Source organism: Pseudomonas sp. OG7, from assembly GCF_014192825.1.
Taxonomy (GTDB): Bacteria; Pseudomonadota; Gammaproteobacteria; order Pseudomonadales; family Pseudomonadaceae; genus Aquipseudomonas; species Aquipseudomonas monteilii.
On the sequence record NZ_JACHYK010000008.1, the window covers coordinates 243,141 to 258,964 of the forward strand.

The window sequence follows — 15,824 nt, forward strand, 5'->3', positions numbered from 1 at the left end:
CATTTCGCTCGTCTCAACGCCGTTGTCCATTCGCCTTTCGCCTGGAGTCGTACAATGCGTTCCGATTTACCCCTCTCGTCCTGCCTCGGCCTGCTGGCTGCCTTGACTGCTGCCCAGCCCGCCTTGGGGGCATCCTCGGTCGAGCTGGGCCAGGTGCTGATCACCGATGAGGAGCAGAACGAACTGACGGCAGCCAGCGAACGCCTGCGCGAAGTACCCGGCGCCAGCAACCTGGTGGACATGCAGCGCGTAGGGCAAGGCCGGGTGGCCAGCAACCAGGACGTGCTCGCCTACCAGCCTGGGGTGTTCGCCCAATCTGCGGGCAACGACGGCATCAAGCTGTCGATCCGCGGTTCGGGCATCAACCGCGCACCTGGGGCCCACGGTTCGGGGGTTTACACGATGTTCGACGGCCTGCCACTGACGGGCCCGGGCGGCACGCCCTATGAGTTGTTCGAACCGCTGTGGCTCAGCCGCGCCGAAGTGCTGCGCGGCGCCAATGGCTTCGACCAAGGCGCCTTGGCGCTCGGCGGCGCCATCAACTACATCACCCACACCGGCTACGACGCCGCGCCGTTGCAAGTGCGCTATGAGGTCGGCAGCCGTGGCTATCAGCACCGGCATATCAGCTCCGGCCAGGTGCTGGGCAACCTCGACTACTACGTGGCCCTGACCGATTCCGAGTATGACGGCTACCAGGCACACAGCAGCGGCAGCGCCAAAGGCATTGCCGCCAACGTCGGCTACCGTTTCAACCCCAACCTGGAAACCCGTTTTTACTTGCGCTACCGGGAAACCGAAAACGAACTGGCCGGGCGCCTGACCAAGGATCAGGTCAAGCACCACCCACGCGCGGCCAACCCAGCCTACCTGGCCCGCGACGACAGCCGCCCGCAACCGGGCAGCACCTGGGTCGGCAACAAGACCACCTTCTACCTCGACGACGATGCGCGCCTGGAAGCCGGGCTGGTCTACCACGACTACCCGATGGACCTGCGTGAAGGCCCGATGCGCCTGAAGGTGGCCTACACCGATGTGAGCGGTACGCTGAACTACTCGCGCCGCGACACCCTGTTCGGCCACGAGAGCAAGACCACTGTCGGCTGGCGTACTACCAATCACCTGCCCAACAGTGGCGCGTCACAGTTCGCGCGCAGTGGTGACGTGTTCGGTCCACGTACCCGCGACTTCACCTATCAGGGCTCGGACACCGTGCTGCATGCCGGCAACGACCTGGAACTGGTCCCCAACCTGTGGCTGACCACCGGCCTGGCACTGATCTACACCCGCCGCGAGAGTGACGTGACCTACCCTGCCGAAGGCGGCAAGGTGAGCATGCATGATTGGGATTATGCCCCTCGCCTGGGCCTGCGCTACGACATCCGCCCAGACCTGCAGGTGTATGGCAACCTCAGCCGCTCGGTAGAACCGCCGCATCCGTGGTCGCTGATCTGGAGCGCACCCAGCACGGGGGGCAAGCAGATCCAGCCGATCGAGATGCAGAACCAGACGGCAACCACTCTGGAGCTGGGCGCCCGTGGCGATTCGGCGCTAGGCCGCTGGGACCTCGCCTGGTACTACTCGCAGGTGCGTCACGAACTGCTGGCCGTGGAGGTGGTGCCAAACTTCACCTCGGAGTTCAATGCCAGCGCCACCGTGCACCAAGGCGTGGAGGCGGGCCTGGACAGCACCCTGTGGGAACGCAGCGGCACCGGCAGGCTCAGCCTGCGCCAGGCCTACACCTTCAGCGACTTCCACTACCGCGATGACGACACGTTCGGTGACAACCGCCTGCCGGGCATCCCCATGCACTACTACCAGGCCGAATTGCGCTATGACTGGCCGAGCGGGTTCTATGCAGGGGTGAATACCCGGATGGCGTCCAAGGTGCAGGTAGACTACGCCAACAGCTACCACGCCGATGAATATGCCTTGCTCGGCGCGCGCCTTGGCTGGGATTCACCGAAGCAGGACTGGCAGACCTGGCTGGACCTGCGCAACCTCACCAACAAACGCTATGCCGCCACGGTGACGCCGACCTACAACGATGCCGGCAAGGACAATGCCCGCTCTACGCCGGGTGAAGGGTTCGGTGTATACGCCGGGGTTTCCTACAGTTTCCGCTAAACAGCAGGGGCCGCTGTGCGGCCCCAATGAAACCACCCCCGAATGAGCAGGTATCAAACCGCCCTGTTCAACTTCACCCACGAAGCAAACTTGTCGACAAACGCCTGCAAGAACGGCCGGGTCTTGTCGTTGAGCTTGCCCGAGTCCTCGAACAAGCTCGCCGCGCCGCCAATATAGGCCTCGGGCATCTGCATGCATGGCATGTCGAGAAACACCAGTGACTGGCGCACAGCATGATTGGCACCAAAGCCGCCAATGGCCCCCGGCGACACACTCACCACTGCCGTCGGCTTGCCGCTCCAGGCACTTTGCCCGTAGGGCCGCGAGCCCACATCGATGGCATTTTTCAGGCAACCCGGCACCGAGCGGTTGTATTCCGGCGTGACGAACAGCACGGCATCACTGTCGCGGATCTCTTTGCGAAAACGCTCCCACGCCTTGGGCACCGCTTCGGCCTCGACGTCCTCGTTGTACAACGGCAAATCACCAATCTCGATAATCTTCAGGGCTAGGCTGGACGGCGCCAGCTCCGAAAGTGCGCGGGCGACCTTGCGGTTGTAGGACTCCTTGCGCAAGCTGCCGACGACAACCGCTACCGAATACACCTGGCTCATGGCAATTTCCATCCTGTGCTGGGTAAAGGGACGTTGTAGTTATAGATGACCGTTCCTCGGCGTCTCGGTTTTTTTTGTGCAAGGCGAAAACTTCCGAGGTTGTTCCACGGTCTATGCCTGCATACATTTCCTACGCAATTCAGAGGTTTCCACCCAAATGGCAGCAGTAATGGTCGGCCAATTCCACGCCCGTGACGCCGAAGGCCGTATCTACCCCGTGCACGAGTTCCAGGAGTCCACCCTGCAACTGGACGGCAGCACGCTGGGCGCCCCCATCACCACTTACCGCCTGGCCATCGGCGACAAGGTCAACCACCTGGGTGAAAACCGTTTCGAACTGGCACGCTCCGGTGTCGAGATCATTCGCATTCCTTGATGCAGTCCACGGTGTAGCCACCACTCTCGTTCTGCAGGCCATGCACGTCGGCGACAAAACCGGGAAACCCTTGGTTGAACGCTCGGGCAAAGGCCAGGTAATCGAGTATCGAGCGGGTCGCCTCGGTGAACCGCTCCCCCGGCATGATCAACGGAATGCCGGGCGGGTACGGCACCAGCATCACTGCCGCCACACGCCCCAGCAGTGCCTCGATCGGCACCGCCTCCACCTCGCCACGCACCATCTGGTCATAGGCCTGGGCCGGGCTCACGGCCACCTCCGGCAAGCGCGTGAACAGCCGTTTCAGTTGCTTGGCCGTGGCGTTGCTGCGGTAGCAGCCATGCAACTGGTCGCACAGGTCGCGCAGGCCCATCCCCCGGTAGCGTGAGGCATCGGCGGCCACCACACTCGGCAAGCAGCTACTCAGGGCAGTATTGCCATCGTAGTGGCGCTTGAACTCCAGCAACTCGGTCAGCAACGTGCTCCACTTGCCCTTGGTGATGCCCATGGAGAACAGCACCAGAAAGCTGTACAGGCCGGTTTTCTCCACCACCAGCCCCCGCTCCCAGAGAAACTTGCTGACCACCACCGCCGGGATACCGTGCTCGTCCAGTACGCCATCCGCACCAAGGCCCGGCATCACCAGGGTTACCTTCAGCGGGTCGAGCAGCACGTAGTCGTCCACCACCTCGCCAAAGCCATGCCACTCTGCGCCCGGTTGCAACAACCAGTCCTGCGCTTGCAGATAGTGAATACCTTCAGCGCTCGGCGGCTGCCAGATACTGAACCACCAATCGTCCGCAGCAATGTGTTCGCGCAGATTGGCCAGGGCCCGGCGAAAGCTCAGTGCCTCGTCGAACATTTCTTGCAGCAGCGAGCGCCCGGCCGGCCCCTCCATCATGGTCGAGGCCACGTCCAGCGAAGCGAGGATGCTGTACTGCGGCGAGGTCGATATGTGCATCATGAACGCTTCGTTGAAGCGGTCGCGGTCCAGTTGGCGCCTGGCCCCGTCTTGCACATGAATCATGGAAGCCTGGCTGAACGCCGCCAGCAGCTTGTGGGTGGAATGGGTACTGAACACCAGCGGGCTGTCATCCGCGCAGGCAGTGCCCATGGCATAACGCCCGGTGAAGAAGTCATGAAACGCCGCATAGGCAAACCAGGCCTCGTCGAAGTGCAGCACCTCGACACTGCTGCCCAAGGTCTGCTTGATCAGCCCTGCGTGGTAACACAAGCCGTCATAGGTGGAGTTGGTCACCACCGCCAGCTTGATGCGCGGCGCCCGACCACGGGCGAGCGGGTTGGCCTGGATCTTCGCCTGAATTGCCTCAGGGCTGAACTCGCTGAGCGGGATCGGGCCGATGATGCCCAGTTCGTTACGCTCCGGGCACAGGTACAACGGAATGGCACCGGTCATGATGATCGCGTGGACCACTGACTTGTGGCAGTTGCGGTCCACCAGCACCAGGTCGTCACGGCCTACCATGGCGTGCCAGACGATCTTGTTGGCCGTAGAGGTGCCATTGATGACAAAGAAGGTATGGTCGGCGCCGAAGTTGCGGGCGGCCCTGGCCTCGGCTTCAGCCAAGGGGCCGGTGTGGTCGAGCAGCGACCCCAGCTCCGGCACCGAAACCGACAGATCGGAGCGCAGCGTGTTTTCCCCGAAAAACTGGTGAAAGGCCTGGCCTACCGGGCTTTTATGGTAGGCCACGCCACCACCATGGCCCGGGGTGTGCCAGGAATAGTTGGACTGCGCGGTGTGCTGCACCAGCGCCTTGAAGAAAGGCGGCAACAGGCCATCGAGGTAGGTGTGTGCGGCGCGCGCCACCTGGCGAGCAAGAAACGGTACGGTGTCTTCGAACAGGTACAGGATGCCGCGCAGCTGGTTGAGCTCGCTCATGGCTTCGGCAGGGGCGTTTTCCAGGGTGACCTGCTCACCCAGGGCGAAGATCGGCAGGTTGGGTGCACGCAGACGAGCCAGGCGGATCAGCTCGGCCATGTTCTGCAACAGATGGGTATTTTCGCCGGCGCCTTCTGCGGCAATCAGCATGCAGGCCAGGCCGTGGTGGGTGGCGGCGACCAGCCGCGCTTCGGCGTGGTCGGCGGCGGCGAGGATGGCGAAGCCGTCCTGGCGCAGTTCCTCGGCGATGCCCCTCACGCGCTCGCCGGCGACACTGTCAGCCTTGATGGCGCGGTGGACGATGAGGATGGGGAACTTGAGGTCCTTGTACATCAGGTGGCTACCTCCGAAGGACAGGGCGTCCATTTCAGGGTAGTTGACGTGCTGAGTATTGAGGCGACGCGTAAATCGAGCGCCGTCCGCACGGCGCATCGCGAGCGGCGCTCGATCTCACTGGCACCACAAAACCCGCGACAAGCGCAGAAAATCAGCCAGCAGGTGTCTCGGTAAGAACCTGCCACATGGAAGGCCCACCCGCCGACTTGGCAATGGCCGCCAGGCGCTCGGCATGCGCCTCAAGCTCCTCGGCACTGGCCATGATCACTCGCCCAGGCGCACGCCCGGTAATCCGGCGGATCTCGCTGCCACCACTGCCCTGCCCATCACCCTCGGCATCTGCCCCATGCCCAGCCAGCGAAAGGCTGGTCTGGCCACCGGTCATCGCCAGATAGACATCTGCCAGCAGTTCCGAGTCGAGCAGTGCGCCGTGCAGTTCACGGCCCGAGTTGTCGATGTCGTAGCGTTTGCACAACGCATCAAGGCTGTTGCGCTGCCCCGGGTGACGCGAACGTGCCAACAGCAGGGTATCGAGGATGGTGCAATACTGCGAAACGTCCGCACGGTCGTGCTGACCGAGCAGGGCAAATTCGTTGTTGATGAAGCCAACGTCGAACGCCGCGTTATGGATAACCAGCGTGGCGCCCTGAATGAAATCGAAGAACTCTTCGGCCACATCACCAAAGCGCGGCTTGCCGACCAGGAAGGCATCGGTGATGCCGTGGACGTTGATCGCGCCCTCGTCACTCTCGCGGTCCGGCTGCAGGTAAACGTGGAAGTGCCGCCCGGTCAGGCGCCGGCCGATGACTTCGACACAGCCGATCTCGATGATCCGGTGGCCTTCGCTAACCGGCATACCCGTGGTTTCGGTATCGAGAATGACGAACCGCTTATCTTGCTGCTGCTCCACGCGGGGCGCTCCAACTTGCATCAGTTACAAAGGCGGCAATTGTACCCCAGCTCAACGCTGGGCGCGCACTTCGTCCACGCCACGGTTGGCCAGCTGGTCGGCGCGTTCGTTGCCGGGGTGGCCGATGTGGCCGCGCACCCACTTCCAGGTCACTTTGTGGCGGTTGACCTGTTCATCCAGTTGCTGCCACAGGTCGGCATTCTTGACCGGCTCCTTGGCCGCCGTCTTCCAGCCGCGCTTCTTCCAGTTGACCATCCACTCGTTGATGCCCTTCATCACGTACTGCGAGTCTGTGGTCAATACCACTTCGCATTCACGCTTCAGCGCCATCAACCCCTGGATCGCGGCCATCAGCTCCATGCGGTTGTTGGTGGTTTCGCGTTCGCCGCCCCACAGTTCCTTCTCGACGCCCTTGTAGATCATCAGGACACCCCAGCCACCCGGGCCAGGGTTGCCCTTGCAGGCACCATCGGTAAACATCTCGACGCTTTCGCTCATGTACCACTCATGTTCAGTGCTTTTCAGTATCAGGGTCCACCGCCGTGCGGTTGACCTTGGCCAGCGGCAGCGGCAGCAACTTGCCCATTGGTTCGCGGCGCTCCGGCCGCAGCGGCCGCAGGCCGACCACCATCTTGCGCGCCACCAGCAGGTACACGCCGCCACCCGAGCTTTGCCAGCCACCTGCCAGCCGTTCCCAGCCCTCCAGGCGTTGCTGCCAGGCCGGTGAGGCAAGCGGCGGACGATAGCACCCGAAGCGGCGTTTCTCCAGCGCGAAGCCCAGCAGGTTGAGCCAGTCCCCCACCCGAGACGGCGAGATGCACCGGGCCTTGCGCAACGCCCCATGGCTGAAGAAATGGCGCATGCCCCAGCTGCTCCAGGGGTTGATCCCGACAATCAGCAGATGCCCGCCCGGGCGCACGGCGCTGGCGGCCTCGCGCAGCAGGCCATGGGGCGACAGGCAGAAATCCAGGCCATGTTGCAGCACCACCACGTCGGCAGCATGCTCGCTCAGCGGCCAGGCCTGTTCCTCGCACACAATCTCCACGCCCGGTAGCGGCGCGCCGAGGCGCACGTTGCGCTGCACCTGGGGCGCGCTCGGTGGCGGCTCGGCACAAGGCCCGTAATGCACAAGGTACCCGCCGAAGAAGCGCCCCAGCTCTTCTTCCAGCAGTTTTTCCTCCTCCTTGAGCATCAGCTGGCCGAGTGGGCCGTTGAACCACTCACGGGCCAGGCTGATCAGCTTGACCCAGTCCGGGTCGGCCTGGGCAAAGGCTTGGTCGGTCATTGCGCTCTCCCTCGAAGGTTCTCGCACCGCGCCATCGCGGCTAAGATGCCCTCATGTGCCACGCTAGGCGAATCGGATCCGCACCATGATACAGATCGATGCTCTCCCCGCTTTCTCCGACAACTACATCTGGTTGTTACAGGATACTGCCAAACGCCGCTGCGCGGTGGTCGACCCAGGTGACGCCGGTCCGGTGGAACGCTGGCTGGCGGCCAATCCCGAGTGGGTGCTCAGCGATATCCTGATTACCCACCACCACAACGACCATGTCGGCGGCGTGGAACGGCTCAAGCAACTGACCGATGCGCGTGTCTGCGGCCCGGCCCACGAACGCATTCCCTGCCGCGACCTGGCGCTGGACGAAGGCGATCAGGTGACTGTGCTGGGCGTGGCCTTCCAGGTGCTGGCCGTACCCGGCCACACCCTGGGGCATATCGCGTTCTTCAGCGACCAGCCGGCAACGCCCGTGCTGTTCAGCGGCGACACCCTGTTCGCCGCCGGATGCGGTCGCATGTTCGAGGGTACACCCGAACAGATGCAACCCGCCCTCGCCCGCCTGGCGGCGCTGCCGGCGCAAACAGAAGTGTACTGCGCCCACGAATACACCCTCAGCAATCTGCGTTTTGCCAAGGCGGTGGAACCCACCAACCCGCACGTTCTGAAGCGGTTCGAGGACGTTACCCGTTTGCGCGCCGACAATCGCATCACCTTGCCATCAACCATTGGCCTAGAACGCCTGACCAACCCCTTCCTGCGAACCTCTGAAACATTAGTTAAACAAAAAGCAGACGAATGGAAGGGACATCCAAACGACTCGCAGGTCACTGTTTTTGCTGCCTTGAGGTCTTGGAAGGACACCTTCTGATAACCGCAAGATATATCGCAAGTGATGGTCAAAGGTTGACCAGGCCCGGAGCGGTTTCTAGAATCGCCGAAATTTTTCGCCCGGATACCTGTGTCAGCCGATGTCTTCCCGTAGCCGCAGAACCTCTCATTCCGTCGCCCTGACGCGCCTGGCCCAAATCAGTGCGCTGGCCCTGGCCGCCACCTTGGTGGGTTGCCAGAGCACCCGTCAGCTCGACGAATCCGAAAGCGTTCGCGCGCACAACTACCAGGCGCGGATCAAGCACAAACCTTCACCGCTGCTGGTCAAACCGGCCGAGCAGGCACCGCAGGATGTCTGGGAGCGCATGCGCCAGGGCTTCGCCTTGCAGGATGGCATCGACGTCAACCCGCGTATCGAGCAACAGCGCCTGTGGTTCGCCAGCAACCCGAGCTTCATCGAAAGCGCCGGCGAGCGTGGCAGCCTCTACCTGCATTACATTGTCGAACGCCTTGAAGAGCGCGAGATGCCGCTGGAACTGGCCCTGCTGCCGGCCATCGAAAGCGCCTACAACCCGATGGCCTACTCGCGTGCCCACGCGGCGGGGATGTGGCAGTTCATCCCGTCAACCGGCCGCCACTTCAACCTGCGCCAGACCAACTTCTACGACGGTCGTCGCGACGTCACCGCTTCGACCAACGCAGCGCTGGACTACCTGTCCCGCCTGCACGACATGTTCAACGGTGACTGGCTGCTGGCCCTGGCAGCCTACAACGCCGGTGAAGGCACCGTCAGCCGCGCCATCGAACGCAACGAACGGCTCGGCCTGCCAACCGACTACTGGAACCTGCCCCTGCCACAGGAAACCCGCGACTACGTGCCCAAGCTGCTGGCCCTGTCGCAGGTGGTGCTCACCCCTGAAGCCTACGGCGTGAACCTGAACCCGATCGCCAACGAACCCTACTTCGAGGCGGTGGCCATCAACGACCGCCTGGACCTTTCGCGGGTGGCAGCCTTTGCCAACATCGACGAAGACGAGCTGATCCAGCTAAACCCGGCGTTCAAAAAGCGCATGACCGTAGATGGCCCGCAGCAGTTGCTGGTGCCGACCGCCAAGGCACAACTGCTGAGCGACAGCCTGTCCAACCTCAAGCCCGAGCAATTGGTCAGCCTGCAGCCGAACAAAGCCGTATTCGCCCGTGCCGTGGCCGAAGCCAAGGCACCGGTTGCAGCGCGTAGCTACCGGGTCAAGCGCGGTGACAATCTGGTCGCCATCGCCAAGGCCAACCGTGTGTCGGTCAAGGACATCAAGCGCTGGAACCGCCTCTCCGGTAACAACCTGCGCGCAGGCCAGGTACTGGCCTTGCGCGGTGGCAACGCACCGAGCGCCGCTGGCAACCGGGTGGCGGCATCCGGGAAGCGCTCCACGCAATACAAGGTACGCAAGGGCGACTCGCTGTACCTGGTGGCCAAGCGCTTCAACGTGGAAATGCAGCACCTCAAGCGCTGGAACCCGCGCAGCGGCCATGCCCTCAAGCCAGGCCAGACTTTGACCGTCTACCTCTCGCACTGATTCAGGGCCAAGGGGCTGCCTTGCAGTCCCTTGCAATCCTCTGAACCGCACTCTTTTTCCAACCCTACCAAGCTGTTACTGTACCCCGATCAAAGCCCAACGCCTCTGGATCGGATGCCGACTTGATACGTCCCCTCCTGCTGTCACTCAGCCTGGCCTTGAGCTTTCCCGCAGCCGCGATGGTGAGCGAAAGCCACGGATACGCGCAGTTCGGCACGCTCAAGTACCCAGCCACCTTCACCCATTTCGACTGGGTCAACCCGCAAGCGCCCAAGGGCGGCACCTTGCGGGCCATGGCCTTTGGTACGTTCGATACCCTCAACCCCTACACCTTCAAGGGGTCGAGCCCGATTACCACGCCCAATTTCCAGCAATACGGCATCAGCGAGCTGAACGAGCCACTGATGGTCGGCACCGGCCAGTACGACCCGTCCGGCGACGAGCCGACCTCCAGCTACGGCCTGATCGCCCGGTCGGTGGAGTACAGCGAAGACCGCAGCTGGGTGGTGTTCAACCTGCGCCCGGAAGCCCGCTGGCATGACGGCCAGCCGATCACCTCGGCAGACGTGGCCTTTTCCTACCGCACCCTGCTCAAGGACGGCCACCCGATCTACCGCACCAACCTGCAGGAAGTGCAACGGGTGGACATCCTCGGCCCGCTGCGTATCCGCTTCGTGTTCAAGCGCGCCGGCAACCCGCTGCTGATCCTGCGCCTGGGCGAAATGCCGGTGCTGCCCAAGCACTACTGGCAGAAGCGCGATTTCAAGGCCACCACCTTCGAGCCACCGCTGGGCAGCGGCCCCTACCGCATCACTGAAGTTCAGCCCGGCCGCCGGCTGGTGTTCGAACGGGTGAAGAACTACTGGGGCAAGGACCTGGCAGTCAACCGTGGCAAGTACAACTTCAAGCGCGTGGAGTACGAGTTCTACCGCGACGCCACCGTAGCCTTCGAAGCCTTCAAGGCCGGCGAATTCGACATCTATATCGAGCACCAGGCCAAGAACTGGGCCAACGGCTACAATTTCCCGGCCGTGCGCCGTGGCGAGGTCATCAAGGCCCAGATCCCGCACCAGATCCCCACGCAAACCCAGGGCCTGTTCATGAACAGCCGCCGCGCCACCTTCAGCGACCCGCGGGTACGCCAGGCGCTGGGGCTGATGCTCGACTTCGAGTGGACCAACCGCGCCCTGTTCAGCAGCGCCTACCGCCGCTCGACCAGCTATTACCCCAACAGCGAGTTCGCCGCCAGCGACCTGCCCACCGGCAAGGAATGGCTGCTGCTGGCGCCGTTCCGCGACCAGTTGCCGGCAAAGCTGTTCAGCGAACCCTACAAGGTCAGCCAGACCGATGGCCGCGGCATCAGCCGCCAGACCCTGCGCCAGGCCCTGGGCCTGCTTGCCGAGGCCGGCTGGAAGCTCAATGGCCAGCGCCTGGTCGACAGCAAGGGCCAGCAGCTGCGTATGGAACTGCTGCTGGTAAACCCCAACCTTGAACGCATTCTGCAACCTTATGTCGAAAATCTGTCCAGCATCGGCATCGATGCGCGCTTGCGCACCGTGGACCGTGCCCAGTACAAACAACGCCTGGACCAGTTCGATTTCGACATGATTCTGATGACCCTGAACCAGACCCTTAGCCCCGGCCTCGAACAGTGGCTGTACTTCCATTCCAGCCAGGCCGCCACCAAGGGCAGCAAGAACTATGCTGGGGTCAGGGATCCGGTGGTCGACCACCTGCTCGACACCCTGCTGGCAGCGCGTACCCGCGACGACCAGATCGCCGCCGCCCGCGCCCTGGACCGCGTGCTTTCATGGCAGTACTACATGATCCCCAACTGGTACCTCGACAATCATCGCCTGGCCTACCGCAACCGGTTCGCCTTCGTCACCACGCCGCCCTACACCCTGGGGCTGAACAGCTGGTGGATCAAGACTTCGGAGAAAGCCCAATGACGCCAACGCACCCACTGCGCCGGCTGGCAGGCAGCCTGTTGCTCGCCTGCCTGAGCCTTCCCGCCCTGGCCGCACCGCAACACGCACTCACCCTGTACGACGAGCCGCCCAAGTACCCCGCCGACTTCAAGCACTTCGACTACGTCAACCCGGATGCGCCCAAGGGCGGTACCTTCCGCCAGTCCAGCTTCGGCGGCTTCGACAGCCTCAACCCGTTCATCAACAAAGGCGTATCGGCCGAGAACATCAGCATCATCTACGACACCCTGATGCGCCAGAGCCAGGACGAGCCGTTCACCGAGTACGGCCTGGTGGCCGCCAGGATCGAGAAGGCACCTGACAACAGCTGGGTGCGCTTCTACTTGCGCCCGGAGGCGCGCTTCCACGACGGCCACCCGATGCGTGCCGAAGACGTGGTATTCACCTTCAACGCGTTGATCAAGGACGGTGCGCCGCTGTACCGCCAGTACTATGCCGACGTCGCCGAGGTGGTCGCCGAAGACCCGCTCAAGGTGCTGTTCACGTTCAAGCACAAGGGTAACCGCGAGCTGCCGCTGATTCTCGGCCAGCTGCCAGTGCTGCCCAAGCATTGGTACGAAAACCGCGACTTCAACCGCGGCAACCTGGAAATCCCGCTGGGCAGCGGCCCGTACAAGGTCGCCGAGGTGAAGGCCGGGCGCTCGGTGCGCTACGAGCGGGTCAAGGATTACTGGGGCAAGGACCTGCCGATCAACCGCGGGTTCTATAACTTCGATGCCATGACCTTCGACTCCTACCGCGACACCACCGTCGCGCTGGAAGCACTCAAGGCCGGCGCGTTCGACTACGCGCTGGAGGTCAGTGCAAAAAACTGGGCCACCGCCTACAACGTACCCGCCGTGCGCGACGGCCGCCTGATCAAAGAAGAGCTGCCCAACGGCAACCCCACCGGCATGCAAGGTTTCATTTTCAACATCCGCCGCCCGGTGTTCCAGGACATACGCGTGCGCCAGGCCCTGAGCCTGCTGCTGGACTACGAGTGGACCAACAAACAGCTGTTCAACGGCGCCTACACCCGCACCGGCAGCTACTTCGACAACTCGGAAATGGCCGCCCACGGCCTGCCCAGCGCCAGCGAGCTGAAAATCCTCGAACCGCTGCGTGGCAAAGTCCCCGAACAGGTCTTCACCGAGGCCTTCAAGAACCCGGTCAGCGATGGCAGCGGCATGATCCGCGAGCAACAGCGCCAGGCCTACAAGCTGTTGCAGGAAGCCGGCTGGAAGATTGTCGACGACAAGATGGTCGACGCTCAGGGTAAACCGGTCAGCATCGAGTTCCTGCTGGCACAAACCGAGTTCGAACGCATCCTGCTGCCGTTCAAGCGTAACCTTGCCGACCTCGGCATCGACCTGAACATCCGCCGGGTCGACGTTTCCCAGTACATCACGCGCCTGCGCTCGCGTGACTACGACATGATCGTCGGCGGCTACCCGCAGTCCAACTCGCCGGGCAACGAGCAGCGCGAGTTCTGGTCCAGCGCCGCCGCCGACAACCCCGGCAGCCGCAACTTCATCGGCCTGCGCGACCCGGCTATCGACCAACTGGTGGAAGCGCTGATCAACGCCGACTCGCGCCAGAGCCTGGTCGACCACTGCCGCGCCCTCGACCGGGTGCTGCTGTGGGGCTACTACGTGATCCCCAACTGGCACATCAAGACCTGGCGCGTGGCCTACTGGAACCACATCGGCCACCCGGATGTTTCGCCCAAGTACGACATCGGCATCGACACCTGGTGGATCAAGCCCGGGGTAACCCCGGCGGTCAGCGAAGCCCCTGCGGACGAGGCCAACTAAGATGCTGGCCTATATCCTGCGCCGCCTGCTGCTGATCATCCCGACCCTGTTCGGCATCCTGATCATCAACTTCATCATCGTCCAGGCCGCCCCCGGTGGCCCGGTCGAGCAGATGATCGCCAAGCTCGAAGGTTTCGAAGGCGCCACCAGCCGCATTGCCGGTGGCGGCGCCGAGGTCTCCGTGGCCGGCTCCAACTACCGTGGCGCCCAAGGCCTGGACCCGGCGCTGATCGCCGAAATCGAGCGCATGTACGGCTTCGACAAGTCGCCGCCCGAGCGCCTGTGGATCATGATCAAGAACTACGCCCGACTGGACTTCGGCGACAGCTTCTTCCGCGATGCCAAGGTCGTCGACCTGATTATCGAGAAAATGCCAGTGTCGATCTCGCTGGGGCTGTGGAGCACGCTGATCATGTACCTGATCTCGATCCCGCTGGGGATCGCCAAGGCGGTGCGCCACGGCAGCCACTTCGACGTGTGGACCAGCTCGGCAATCATCGTCGGCTATGCCATCCCGGCGTTCCTGTTCGCCATCCTGCTGATCGTGCTGTTCGCCGGCGGCAGCTATTTCGACTGGTTCCCGCTGCGCGGCCTCACCTCCAACAATTTCGACGAGCTGAGCACCACGGGTAAAGTGCTGGACTACTTCTGGCACCTGGTGCTGCCGATCACCGCGCTGGTCATCGGCAATTTCGCCACCATGACCCTGCTGACCAAGAACAGCTTCCTCGACGAGATCAACAAACAATACGTGGTCACCGCCAAGGCCAAAGGCCTGAGCCGGCCACGGGTGCTGTATGGCCACGTGTTCCGCAATGCCATGCTGTTGGTGATCGCCGGCTTCCCTTCGGCGTTCATCGGCATCTTCTTTACCGGCTCGTTGCTGATCGAGGTGATCTTCAGCCTCGACGGCCTGGGGCTTATGAGTTTCGAGGCGGCCATCAACCGCGACTACCCGGTGGTCTTCGGCACCCTGTTCATCTTCACCCTGCTGGGGCTGGTGGTGAAACTGATCGGCGACCTGACCTACACCCTGGTCGATCCACGCATCGACTTCGCCAGCCGGGAGCACTGACATGGCCTTGTCCCCCCTCAACCGCCGGCGCTTCGAGCGCTTCAAGGCCAACCGCCGTGGCTGGTGGTCGCTGTGGCTGTTCCTGATCCTGTTCGGCCTGAGCCTGGGCGCCGAGCTGATCGCCAACGACAAGCCAATTGCCGTGCGCTACGACGGCGAGTGGTACTTCCCGGCGTTCAAGCGCTACCCGGAAACCACCTTCGGCGGCGAGTTCCCGCTGGAAGCCAACTACAAGAGCCCCTACATCCGCGAACTGCTGGAAAAGAAAGACAGCTTCGTGCTGTGGGCACCCATCCCGTTCAGCTACCAGAGCATCAACTACGACCTGCGCGTCCCCGCCCCGGCACCGCCCTCGGCGGACAACTGGCTGGGCACCGACGACCAGGGCCGCGACGTACTGGCGCGGGTGATCTACGGCTTCCGCATTTCGGTGCTGTTTGCCCTCACCCTGACCGTGGCCAGCTCCATCGTCGGCGTCATTGCCGGCGCTTTGCAGGGCTTTTATGGCGGCTGGGTCGACCTGGCCGGGCAACGTTTTCTGGAGATCTGGTCCGGCCTGCCTGTGCTGTACCTGCTGATCATCCTGGCGAGCTTCGTGCAGCCCAACTTCTGGTGGTTGTTGGGCATCATGCTGCTGTTCTCGTGGATGAGCCTGGTGGACGTGGTACGCGCCGAGTTCCTGCGCGGGCGCAACCTGGAATACGTGCGCGCCGCCCGCGCGTTAGGCATGCGCAACGGCGCGATCATGTACCGGCACATCCTGCCCAACGCCATGATCTCGACCATGACCTTCATGCCGTTCATCCTCACCGGCGCCATCGGCACCCTCACCGCCCTGGACTTCCTCGGCTTCGGCCTGCCTGCCGGTTCACCATCGCTGGGCGAACTGGTGGCCCAGGGCAAGTCCAACCTGCAGGCGCCGTGGCTGGGTATCAGCGCCTTTGCCGTGCTGGCGCTGATGCTGAGCCTGCTGGTGTTCATCGGCGAATCCGCCCGCGATGCCTTCGACCCGAGGAAGTGA

13 protein-coding genes are annotated in these 15,824 nt (G+C 63.1%); 8 read left to right on the forward strand and 5 right to left on the reverse strand.

What is annotated here, in order from left to right; translation table 11 throughout:
• Positions 1 to 54: 54 nt before the first annotated feature.
• Positions 55 to 2,127: a TonB-dependent receptor domain-containing protein gene (locus FHW75_RS20630; protein WP_183674436.1), complete on the forward strand. Its 2,073-nt coding sequence runs from the start codon at positions 55 to 57 to the stop codon at positions 2,125 to 2,127.
• Positions 2,128 to 2,180: 53 nt separating this feature from the next.
• On the opposite strand, the gene chrR is transcribed toward FHW75_RS20630, so the two are convergent.
• Positions 2,181 to 2,741: a class I chromate reductase ChrR gene (gene chrR / locus FHW75_RS20635; protein WP_019099389.1), complete on the reverse strand. Its 561-nt coding sequence runs from the start codon at positions 2,739 to 2,741 to the stop codon at positions 2,181 to 2,183.
• A 157-nt stretch (positions 2,742 to 2,898) separates the two neighbouring features.
• Here chrR and FHW75_RS20640 point away from each other — a divergent pair, with 157 nt between their 5' ends.
• Positions 2,899 to 3,117 (forward strand): hypothetical protein, encoded by a 219-nt coding sequence (locus FHW75_RS20640; RefSeq protein WP_016488235.1) that lies wholly within the window; start codon positions 2,899 to 2,901, stop codon positions 3,115 to 3,117.
• Here FHW75_RS20640 and FHW75_RS20645 read toward each other — a convergent pair.
• The 4 genes from FHW75_RS20645 to FHW75_RS20660 form a co-directional block, all read right to left on the reverse strand.
• Complete coding sequence (locus tag FHW75_RS20645) at positions 3,101 to 5,350, reverse strand: Orn/Lys/Arg decarboxylase N-terminal domain-containing protein (RefSeq protein WP_183674439.1); 2,250 nt, start codon at positions 5,348 to 5,350, stop codon at positions 3,101 to 3,103. The genes FHW75_RS20640 and FHW75_RS20645 overlap by 17 nt on opposite strands.
• Before the next feature lie 154 nt (positions 5,351 to 5,504).
• The gene (dnaQ, locus tag FHW75_RS20650; RefSeq protein WP_016711608.1) at positions 5,505 to 6,263 is read right to left on the reverse strand and encodes a DNA polymerase III subunit epsilon; all 759 of its coding nucleotides are present in this window, start codon (positions 6,261 to 6,263) and stop codon (positions 5,505 to 5,507) included.
• Between the two features lie 51 nt (positions 6,264 to 6,314).
• On the reverse strand, positions 6,315 to 6,761 hold the full coding sequence (gene rnhA / locus FHW75_RS20655) for a ribonuclease HI (protein WP_016711609.1): 447 nt from the start codon (positions 6,759 to 6,761) through the stop codon (positions 6,315 to 6,317).
• Between the two features lie 13 nt (positions 6,762 to 6,774).
• Positions 6,775 to 7,548: a class I SAM-dependent methyltransferase gene (locus FHW75_RS20660; protein ID WP_019099387.1), complete on the reverse strand. Its 774-nt coding sequence runs from the start codon at positions 7,546 to 7,548 to the stop codon at positions 6,775 to 6,777.
• Between the two features lie 85 nt (positions 7,549 to 7,633).
• On the opposite strand from FHW75_RS20660, the gene gloB reads away from it, so the two are divergent.
• The 6 genes from gloB (at position 7,634) to FHW75_RS20690 (ending at position 15,824) form a co-directional block, all read left to right on the forward strand.
• A complete protein-coding gene (gene gloB, locus FHW75_RS20665) occupies positions 7,634 to 8,413 on the forward strand; it encodes a hydroxyacylglutathione hydrolase (protein ID WP_019099386.1) in 780 nt (259 codons plus the stop codon).
• Positions 8,414 to 8,513: 100 nt separating this feature from the next.
• Positions 8,514 to 9,944 carry a lytic transglycosylase domain-containing protein gene (locus FHW75_RS20670; protein WP_025753345.1) on the forward strand — a complete coding sequence of 477 codons (1,431 nt, stop codon included), beginning with the start codon at positions 8,514 to 8,516 and terminating at the stop codon, positions 9,942 to 9,944.
• A gap of 122 nt (positions 9,945 to 10,066) precedes the next feature.
• The gene (locus FHW75_RS20675; RefSeq protein WP_221212556.1) at positions 10,067 to 11,896 is read left to right on the forward strand and encodes an extracellular solute-binding protein; all 1,830 of its coding nucleotides are present in this window, start codon (positions 10,067 to 10,069) and stop codon (positions 11,894 to 11,896) included.
• Positions 11,893 to 13,728 (forward strand): extracellular solute-binding protein, encoded by a 1,836-nt coding sequence (locus FHW75_RS20680; RefSeq protein WP_016711614.1) that lies wholly within the window; start codon positions 11,893 to 11,895, stop codon positions 13,726 to 13,728. Before FHW75_RS20675 ends, FHW75_RS20680 begins: the two co-directional genes overlap by 4 nt.
• A 1-nt stretch (position 13,729) precedes the next feature.
• On the forward strand, positions 13,730 to 14,803 hold the full coding sequence (locus tag FHW75_RS20685) for a microcin C ABC transporter permease YejB (RefSeq protein ID WP_027608722.1): 1,074 nt from the start codon (positions 13,730 to 13,732) through the stop codon (positions 14,801 to 14,803).
• A gap of 1 nt (position 14,804) precedes the next feature.
• On the forward strand, positions 14,805 to 15,824 hold the full coding sequence (locus tag FHW75_RS20690) for an ABC transporter permease (protein ID WP_016711616.1): 1,020 nt from the start codon (positions 14,805 to 14,807) through the stop codon (positions 15,822 to 15,824).

What these genes read in the sequence shown, in the direction of transcription:
- FHW75_RS20645 (WP_183674439.1), bottom strand. Translation starts at nt 5,350, where the DNA reads ATGTACAAGGACCTCAAGTTCCCCATCCTCATCGTCCACCGCGCCATC.
- FHW75_RS20685 (WP_027608722.1), top strand. Translation starts at nt 13,730, where the DNA reads ATGCTGGCCTATATCCTGCGCCGCCTGCTGCTGATCATCCCGACCCTG.
- FHW75_RS20660 (WP_019099387.1), bottom strand. Translation starts at nt 7,548, where the DNA reads ATGACCGACCAAGCCTTTGCCCAGGCCGACCCGGACTGGGTCAAGCTG.
- FHW75_RS20640 (WP_016488235.1), top strand. Translation starts at nt 2,899, where the DNA reads ATGGCAGCAGTAATGGTCGGCCAATTCCACGCCCGTGACGCCGAAGGC.
- FHW75_RS20630 (WP_183674436.1), top strand. Translation starts at nt 55, where the DNA reads ATGCGTTCCGATTTACCCCTCTCGTCCTGCCTCGGCCTGCTGGCTGCC.
- FHW75_RS20690 (WP_016711616.1), top strand. Translation starts at nt 14,805, where the DNA reads ATGGCCTTGTCCCCCCTCAACCGCCGGCGCTTCGAGCGCTTCAAGGCC.
- FHW75_RS20680 (WP_016711614.1), top strand. Translation starts at nt 11,893, where the DNA reads ATGACGCCAACGCACCCACTGCGCCGGCTGGCAGGCAGCCTGTTGCTC.
- gloB (WP_019099386.1), top strand. Translation starts at nt 7,634, where the DNA reads ATGATACAGATCGATGCTCTCCCCGCTTTCTCCGACAACTACATCTGG.
- FHW75_RS20670 (WP_025753345.1), top strand. Translation starts at nt 8,514, where the DNA reads ATGTCTTCCCGTAGCCGCAGAACCTCTCATTCCGTCGCCCTGACGCGC.
- rnhA (WP_016711609.1), bottom strand. Translation starts at nt 6,761, where the DNA reads ATGAGCGAAAGCGTCGAGATGTTTACCGATGGTGCCTGCAAGGGCAAC.
- chrR (WP_019099389.1), bottom strand. Translation starts at nt 2,741, where the DNA reads ATGAGCCAGGTGTATTCGGTAGCGGTTGTCGTCGGCAGCTTGCGCAAG.